We start from the raw sequence: 7,688 nt of genomic DNA, 5'->3' as shown, positions 1-7,688 counted from the left end.
CCGCTGACGGCGTCAGCGGCCCGGAGGCGCTGCCCGGATCGGCGCGACGATCGTGGTGAGGTCGACCGCGGAGACACCTGCAAGCGTGTCCAGGTGCACCGCGCCATCGATCGGGGGCACCGGCACGACGTGCGGGATCGCGATCGTCGGCACCCCCGCAGCGGTCGCGGAGCGGACGCCGGCCGGGGAGTCCTCGATGGCGATGCAGTCGGCAGGGTCGACCCCGACGAGGCGCGCGGCCGCGAGGTAGGGCTCCGGGTGCGGCTTGCCGTGGCTCACCTCGTCGCCCGTGACGAGGTGGTCGAAGGCGCCCTCCGGCAGGCGCCGCACGACCATGTCGGCGAGCGAGCGCCACGACATCGTGACGAGCAGCGACGGCACGCCGAGGGCGCCGAGCTCGAGCAGCAGCTCGCGGGCGCCGGGACGCCACGGCACGCGACGCTCGACCTGGGTGATGACGCGACCGAGGAGGGCGTCGACGATCTCCGGCACGGACAGCGAGATCCCCGACTTCTCGATGATCAGCTGGGCCGACACCTCGAGCGCGTTGCCGACGAGCTGGTGCGCGAACTCGTCGTTCCACTCGCCGCCGTGTGCCGCGACGAGCTCGTGCTCGGCCTGGATCCAGTAGGGCTCGGTGTCGACGAGCGTGCCGTCCATGTCCCAGAGGACCGCGGCCGGGAGGGCCGGCACCACGACGTCGGCCTCGGGGGCGTGTGAGAGGGGCACCGGGTCAGTCCTCCGGGTCGTACGCGAGGTTGGAGGACAGCCAGCGCTCGGCCTCGGCGAGCGTCCAGCCCTTGCGGTCGGCGTAGTCCTGCACCTGGTCGCGGCCCAGACGGCCGACGACGAAGTACTGGGCCTGCGGGTGGGAGAGGTACCAGCCGCTCACCGAGGCGCCCGGCGCCATCGCCATGCTCTCGGTGAGCGTGATGCCGGTGTTGGCCTCGACGTCGAGCAGGCGCCAGAGCGTCTCCTTCTCGGTGTGCTCGGGGCAGGCCGGGTATCCGGGGGCTGGACGGATGCCGGCGTACTGCTCCTTGATGAGCGCGACGTTGTCGAGGTGCTCGTCGGGCGCGTAGCCCCAGAACTCCTTGCGGACCCGCTCGTGCATCCGCTCGGCGAAGGCCTCGGCCAGGCGGTCGGCGAGCGACTCGAGCAGGATCGCGTTGTAGTCGTCGAGCTCGGCCCTGAAGGCGGCGACCCGCTCTGCCCCACCGAGGCCGGCTGTCACGGCGAAGCCGCCGATCCAGTCCGCGGTCCCCTTCGGTGCGACGTAGTCGGCGAGCGAGCGGTTCGGCACGCCGGCGCGGWGCTCCCCCTGCTGGCGCAGGTGGTGGAGCACCGTCAGCGGCTCGGTGCGTGCGTCGTCGAGGTAGACCTCGACGTCGTCCCCCACGGAGTTGGCGGGGAAGAAGCCGATGACTCCGTTGGCCGTGAGCCAGCGCTCGTCGATGATGCGGTCGAGCATGGCCTGCGCGTCGTCGTAGAGCTTGCGCGCGGCCGGACCACTGGCCGGGTTGTTGAGGATGTCGGGGAAGCTGCCCTTCATCTCCCACGTGTTGAAGAACGGCTGCCAGTCGATGTAGCGGCGCAGCTCACCGAGGGAATAGTGGTGGAAGGCCTTGACGTGCTGGGAGATCCGGTGCGATCGGGTGATCGTCGACACGTCGTGGTCCTGCTGGAGCAACAGGTGCGGGTGCGGCGGCCGGTAGCCGGACCAGTCGACAGGGGTGCGCCGCTCCCGGGCCTGCGCGAGGCCGAGCAGGGGCCGGTCGTGCTTGGCCGCGTGGCGGGTCCGCAGCGAGTCGTAGTCCTCCTTGACCTGGGCAAGCAGCTTCGGCCGCAGCTCGTCGCTGAGGAGCGCCGCCGCGGTCGGGACGGATCGTGAGGCGTCCTTGACCCAGACGACGGGCCCGTCGTAGCGCTGGTCGACCTTGACGGCGGTGTGCGCGCGGGAGGTCGTCGCACCCCCGATGAGGAGGGGGATGGTCAGGCCCTGGCGCTGCATCTCGGCGGCGAAGCCCACCATCTCGTCGAGCGACGGCGTGATGAGACCCGACAGCCCGATGATGTCGGCGTCGTGCTCCTTGGCGGCGTCGAGGATCTTCTGGGCCGGCACCATGACGCCCAGGTCGATGACCTCGTAGTTGTTGCACTGCAGGACGACGCCGACGATGTTCTTGCCGATGTCGTGCACGTCGCCCTTGACGGTCGCCATGACGATCGTGCCGTTGGTGTCCTTGGCGGTGGCGAGCTCGGGGTCCTTGGCCTTCTCCTCCTCGATGAACGGGATGAGGTAGGCGACGGCCTTCTTCATGACGCGGGCGCTCTTGACCACCTGGGGGAGGAACATCTTGCCCGCGCCGAAGAGGTCGCCGACGACGTTCATGCCGTCCATGAGCGGGCCCTCGATGACCTCGATCGGGTGCCCACCGCGACCGGCGATCTCCGCGCGGAGCAGCTCGGTGTCCCCCTGGATGTATGCGTCGACGCCCTTGACGAGGGCGTGCGTGATGCGCTCGCCGAGCGGCAGGGCGCGCCACTCCTCCTCGCTGACCTCGGCGGCCTGACCGACCTTGTTGTACTCCTCCGCGATCTCGAGGAGCCGCTCGGCTGCGTCGGGTCGGCGGTTGAGGACGACATCCTCGATCCGCTCGCGCAGCTCGGGGTCGACCTCGTCGTAGACGGCCAGGGCACCGGCGTTGACGATGCCCATGTCGAGGCCGGCGCGGATGGCGTGGTAGAGGAACACGGCGTGGATCGCCTCGCGCACCGGGTTGTTGCCCCGGAAGCTGAACGAGACGTTCGAGATGCCGCCCGAGACCTTGGCGCCCGGCAGGTTCTCCTTGATCCACCGCGTCGCCTCGATGAAGTCGAGCCCGTAGGAGGCGTGCTCCTCGATGCCCGTGGCCACTGCGAAGACGTTGGGGTCGAAGATGATGTCCTCTGCGGGGAAGCCGACCTCCTCGGTGAGCAGGCGGTAGGCCCGGGAGCAGATCTGCTTGCGGCGCTCGAGCGAGTCGGCCTGACCGTCCTCGTCGAAGGCCATGACGACGGCCGCAGCGCCGTACTTGCGCACGAGCCGGGCCTGGCGCAGGAACGACTCCTCACCCTCCTTGAGGGAGATCGAGTTGACGATCGCCTTGCCCTGCACGCACTTGAGCCCGGCCTCGATGACCTCCCACTTGGAGGAGTCGACCATGACGGGCACCCGGCTGATGTCGGGCTCGCTCGCGACGAGCTTGAGGAAGCGGTCCATGGCCGCGACCCCGTCGATCATCCCCTCGTCCATGTTGACGTCGATGACCTGCGCGCCGCTCTCGACCTGCTGCGCAGCGACCGACAGGGCGGTGTCGTAGTCGCCGTCCTTGATGAGGGTGCGGAAGCGCGCCGAGCCGGTGATGTTGGTGCGTTCGCCGACGTTGACGAAGAGGCTGTCGTCGGTGATGGTGAACGGCTCGAGACCCGACAGGCGCATGGCGGGCACGAGGGGCGCGGGCTCACGGACCGGCTTGCCCTCAACGGCGCGCGCGATCGCGGCGATGTGCTCGGGCGTCGTGCCGCAGCAGCCGCCGACGAGGTTGACGAGGCCCGCCTCGGCGAACTCACCGACGATGCCCGCGGTCTCGTCGGGCGCCTCGTCGTACTCCCCGAAGGCGTTGGGCAGCCCGGCGTTGGGGTAGCAGGAGACGAACGAGTCGGCCAGCCGGGCCATCTCGGCGATGTAGGGCCGCATCTCCTTGGCGCCGAGGGCACAGTTGAGGCCGACCGCTAGCGGTGACACGTGCCGGACGGAGTCCCAGAACGCCTCCGTGACCTGACCGGAGAGCGTGCGCCCGGACGCGTCGGTGATGGTGCCGGAGACGACGACCGGCCACCGCCGGCCCTGCTCCTCGAAGAGGGTCTCGACGGCGAAGATCGCCGCCTTGGCGTTGAGGGTGTCGAAGATCGTCTCGATGAAGATGAGGTCGCTGCCGCCGTCGACGAGTCCCCGCGCGGCCTCGAGGTAGGCCGCCACGAGCTGGTCGTAGGAGACGTTGCGCGCCCCGGGGTCGTTGACGTCAGGAGAGATCGAGGCCGTACGCGTCGTCGGCCCGAGTGCGCCCGCGACGTAGCGGGGTCGCTCGGGTGTGCGCTCCGTCATGGCGTCCGCCTCACGGCGCGCCAGGGCCGCGGCTTCGAAGTTCAGCTCGTAGGCGAGCTCCTCCATGCCGTAGTCCGACAGCGAGACCGCGTTGGCGTTGAAGGTGTTGGTCTCGATGATGTCGGCGCCGGCCTCCAGGTACTCGCGGTGGATGCCGGCGATGATCTCGGGCGCGGTCAGCGTCAGGAGGTCATTGTTGCCCTGGACGTCGCTCGGCCAGTCGGCGAAGCGCTCGCCGCGGTAGCCGGCCTCGTCGGGCCGGTCACGCTGGATGGCCGTCCCCATGGCGCCGTCGAGGACCAGGATGCGCCGCCCGAGCGTGGCGGTGAGGCTGTCGGTGGCATCGGGTCGCTGCTGCGGCTGGGACAACGTGGCTCCTCTCGGCGGCACGAGGACGTGCCGTAGGACGGGACCGGCCCGATTCTACGGACCTGCCGTGGCTGCCGCGTCGCCGCCCGCACTGCGGTCACGCGACCCCACCTCCGGCATACCCGCTCGAGTGCACACTCGACTCCGCGCCCGAGCCCCCGCCGTCCGAGCCCCCGCCGCCCAAGGCGCGCCCGCCCGGGAGTTCGGCCCATCCGGTCCGGCAGGTCCTAGGCTGAAGGGGTGGACGCGACCGCGCCCACGGTGAAGGAGACATGGTGCTGGAGTTCGAGGACGTGCCGGAGCTGATCGACCCGGTGCTCATCGCGGCCTTCGAGGGCTGGAACGACGCCGGCGAGGCGGCCACGAGCGCAGTCCGCCACCTCGCGGAGGTCTGGGACGCCGAGGTCGTCGCGGCGCTCGACCCCGAGGACTACTACGACTTCCAGGTGAACCGTCCGCGCGTGTCGCTCGAGGACGGTCGGCGCGCGCTGACCTGGCCCACGACGCGCGTCCTCGTCGCCACCGAGACCGGCCTGGACCGTGACGTCGTCCTCGTGCAGGGCATCGAGCCGTCGATGCGCTGGCGGGCCTTCACGGTCGAGCTCCTCGAGCTCGCCGAGCGGTTCGGGGTCACGACGATCGTCACCGTCGGCGCGCTCCTCGCGGACGTCCCGCACACCCGACCGATCCCCGTCACCGCCACCGCCGAGGACGAGGCGGCGATCCACCGCTTCGACGTCGAGGCGTCGCGCTACGAAGGCCCGACAGGCATCGTGGGGGTGCTGAGCCACGCCGCCGCCGACACCGGCATCCCGACGGTCTCGGCGTGGGCCGCCGTGCCGCACTACGCCGGCGGTGCGCCGTCGCCGAAGGCGACCCTGAGCCTGCTCCGCCGCATCGAGTCGCTGCTCGGGGTCACCGTGCCGCACGGCGAGCTCGAGGAGAACGCCCGGGCGTGGGAGCGCGGCGTCGACGAGCTGGCCCAGTCCGACGAGGAGGTCGCCGAGTACGTCCAGTCCCTCGAGGAGGCACAGGACACCGCCGAGCTGCCCGAGGCCAGCGGTGACGCCATCGCGCGCGAGTTCGAGCGCTACCTCCGCGGACGCGACGACGACCAGACCGGCCGCTGACGACCGAAAGAGCATTCCGTGCGAGGGAATGCTCTTTCGATTGACGAATGGAGGGTCGTGTCGATCAGCTAGGGGTCAGAGGCGGATGCCGAGCAGGGCGTCCAGCGCCCGGCCGAGCACGCCCGGGGCGCCGGGGTCGTCGCCGCCCCGGGTCAGGGCCTGGCTGGCCCATCGGTCGACCGCCTCGAGGGCCCGCGGGCTGTCGAGGTCGTCCGCTAGGGCGGCGCGGATGTCGTCGACGGTCTGGTCCGCGACGGGACCGCCGTTGCACGACAAGGCCTCTCGCCAGGTCGCGAGCCGCTGCTGCGCCTCGACGAGCTGGTCGTGCGTCCACATCCAGTCGTACGCGTGGTGCCGGGCGAGCAGGGCCAGCCGGATCGCCATCGGGTCGATGCCGTCACGACGCAGCTGCGAGACGAGGACGAGGTTGCCCTTGCTCTTGCTCATCTTCTCGCCGTCGAGGCCGACCATGCCCTGGTGGACGAAGGCGCCCGCGAAGGACTGGGACCCGCTGAGCGCGCGGCCGTGCGCCGAGCTCATCTCGTGGTGCGGGAAGACGAGGTCGGTGCCGCCGCCCTGGACGTCGACGGGGATGCCGAGGTGGTCGAGCGCGATGCAGGCGCACTCGATGTGCCAGCCCGGGCGACCCGAGCCGAGCGACCCGCCGTCCCACTCGGGCTCGCCCGCACGGTGCGCCCGCCACAGCAGGGCGTCGAGCCGGTTGCGCTTGCCCTCCCGGTCGGGGTCTCCCCCGCGCTCGGCGAAGACCTCCGTCATGCCCGCCTCGTCGAGGTGGCTGACCGAGCCGAACCGCGGGTCCCTCGCGACGTCGAAGTAGAAGTCCTGGGCACCCGGGCGCGACGCGTCCGGCGCAGGCACGGCATACGCCCAGCCGTCGACGACGAGCTTCTCGATGGGGCCCACGAAGGTGGGGATGCTCTCGACGGCACCGAGGTACTCGTCGGGAGGGATCACGGCGAGCGCGGTCATGTCCTCACGGAAGAGCGCGATCTCGCGCGTCGCGAGGTCGCGCCAGTCGATGCCGTCCCGCTCGGCCCGCTCGAGCAGCGGGTCGTCGATGTCGGTGATGTTCTGGACGTAGCGCACGGTGTGGCCGCTGGCGCGCAGCGCCCTCCCGAGCAGGTCGAACGTCACGTAGGTCGCCGCGTGCCCGAGATGTGTGGCGTCGTAGGGGGTGATGCCGCAGACGTAGAGCGTGACGAGCTCGCCACGCGCAGCAGGAACCAGCTCGCCCGATGCCGTGTCACGGACGCGCACCTCGGGTGCGCTGCCGGGAACCTTGGGAACGAACGGCATCGGCCAACTTCTCACGCGCAGACTCTATCCCGCGGTGCGGCAGCCCCTCGTCGCGGGCACCGGGGCGGTGGGCCGACCCGCACACGGCCTCACAGTGGCGGCCAGGGCACCGACGGCCAGTCGCGCCGCGGCGACGGGTGCACCCCGCGGTCGATGAGCCGCGCGACCCGCAGCATGAGGGCGTCGACGTCGGCCTCCGGCAGCAGCACGAGCAGGCGGTCGCGGACGTCGCTGGCTTCGAGGGCACGCCTGAGGCGCTCGAGCCGCACGAGGTCGGCGTCCACGATCGGCTTGCCCGCCCAGCCCCACAGCACCGTGCGCAGCTTCGGCGTCGGCGAGAAGGTCACGCCGTGGTCGATGGCCCAGAGACGGCCGTCCGCGTCCCGGAGGCAGTGGGAGCCTTTGCGGTCCGAGTTGTTGAGGGCGGCGTCGAGCACGGCCAGCGACCGCACGTCGTCGGCGCCCGAGTGCACGACCGTGACGGCAGAGCCGCCGGGCGTCTCACCGTCGAAGACGGCACACCAGCCCTCAGGGGTGCGCCCCTCGGGTACGAGGTCGACGACGACGTCGTCCGCGACGGGCTCGAACGGGTCACCGATCCACAGCTGCACCGACCCCGGACCGAGGGGGCCGTCGCGCATCACGGTCGTGGGGACGACGTCCCAGCCGCCGAGCTCGGAGACCACCTGGGCCGCCACCTCGCGGCCGGCAAGGGTGCCTTCGGG

5 protein-coding genes are annotated in these 7,688 nt (G+C 71.2%); 1 reads left to right on the top strand and 4 read right to left on the bottom strand.

Features of this window, described 5'->3' with window-relative positions; all coding sequences use genetic code 11:
- Positions 1–12: 12 nt before the first annotated feature.
- Entirely contained in the window at positions 13–729 is a 717-nt protein-coding gene (locus AC1DP0_RS14585; RefSeq protein ID WP_478085266.1) for an HAD family hydrolase, read from the bottom strand.
- A 4-nt stretch (positions 730–733) separates the two neighbouring features.
- On the bottom strand, positions 734–4,516 hold the full coding sequence (gene metH / locus AC1DP0_RS14580; protein WP_478085265.1) for a methionine synthase: 3,783 nt from the start codon (positions 4,514–4,516) through the stop codon (positions 734–736).
- A 275-nt stretch (positions 4,517–4,791) separates the two neighbouring features.
- On the opposite strand from metH, the gene AC1DP0_RS14575 reads away from it, so the two are divergent.
- Positions 4,792–5,646: a PAC2 family protein gene (locus AC1DP0_RS14575; RefSeq protein WP_478085267.1), complete on the top strand. Its 855-nt coding sequence runs from the start codon at positions 4,792–4,794 to the stop codon at positions 5,644–5,646.
- Positions 5,647–5,721: 75 nt separating this feature from the next.
- On the opposite strand, the gene mshC is transcribed toward AC1DP0_RS14575, so the two are convergent.
- Together mshC and AC1DP0_RS14565 are read right to left on the bottom strand one after the other, a co-directional pair.
- Positions 5,722–6,978: a cysteine--1-D-myo-inosityl 2-amino-2-deoxy-alpha-D-glucopyranoside ligase gene (gene mshC, locus AC1DP0_RS14570; protein ID WP_478085264.1), complete on the bottom strand. Its 1,257-nt coding sequence runs from the start codon at positions 6,976–6,978 to the stop codon at positions 5,722–5,724.
- A gap of 74 nt (positions 6,979–7,052) precedes the next feature.
- Positions 7,053–7,688, bottom strand: a 636-nt coding sequence (locus tag AC1DP0_RS14565; protein ID WP_478085263.1) for an SCO1664 family protein, incomplete at its 5' end; no start/stop codon positions are given.

It is taken from the genome of Terrabacter sp. P5_B1, from assembly GCF_056400505.1.
This window is presented reverse-complemented; position numbering and strand designations above follow the sequence as displayed.